Here is a 658-nt window from a genome sequence, read left to right as displayed (position 1 = left end):
ATTTTGGCTGCCGGAAGGCAAATGGCTAACACTCCCAGCGTCAGGAGCACTGTAGCCATCAGTGAAACACCGACGGCGGCAGTAAGAAGAATGAACGTGGCAACGCCGAACCCGCCGGCCAGGCCGGTAAATAAACCGTAGAAGGTCAAATTCAGGCCCTGCCAGGAACCGTCACCGTTTTTTTTCAAGGGCAGGGACGCGACAAATTGCCAGCGCTCCTCGGGAAGGTGGCGGAACAATTGACGAAATCCAAGCCCGAACAGCAGGGCACAGACGAGCAGAAACAGATCTGCAGCCATGAGCTAGCTCCTTCGACGGTTTCGCCAAGGGTGTCGCCAAAAGGGTGCGAATGAATGACAGCGCGGTGACGCTTCAATGACAGCGTGCAAGGGGTATGCGCAAACAGGATGGATACGAAGGAAATATTGCCGGGGAAATCAGTCGCGGTTACGCAGAAAGCTCTCTGCCGCTTGCACGATCAACTCGGTAACAGAGCGGTCTTCCATCAACGCCTGCATTTTAAGTCGTTTGTGCAAATCGGCGGGAATGTCGGCGGTGAGGCGCCGGTAGCCTTCACGAACCGCATCTTGCCGCGCCGTTGCCTGCCGCGAAGTGCTGGCCGCTTTTTTGGGGGCAGCAGCCCGCTTGCGGGGGCGTT

1 protein-coding gene and 1 pseudogene are annotated in these 658 nt (G+C 57.3%); both read right to left on the bottom strand.

The features are described from left to right. Positions 1-299: pseudogene (locus tag A3754_RS23570) on the bottom strand (hypothetical protein); the annotation flags it as partial. A 138-nt stretch (positions 300-437) separates the two neighbouring features. After that, positions 438-658, bottom strand: a 221-nt coding sequence (locus A3754_RS23565; protein ID WP_063521505.1) for a hypothetical protein, incomplete at its 5' end; no start/stop codon positions are given.

It is taken from the genome of Alcanivorax sp. HI0083, assembly GCF_001635175.1.
This window is presented reverse-complemented; position numbering and strand designations above follow the sequence as displayed.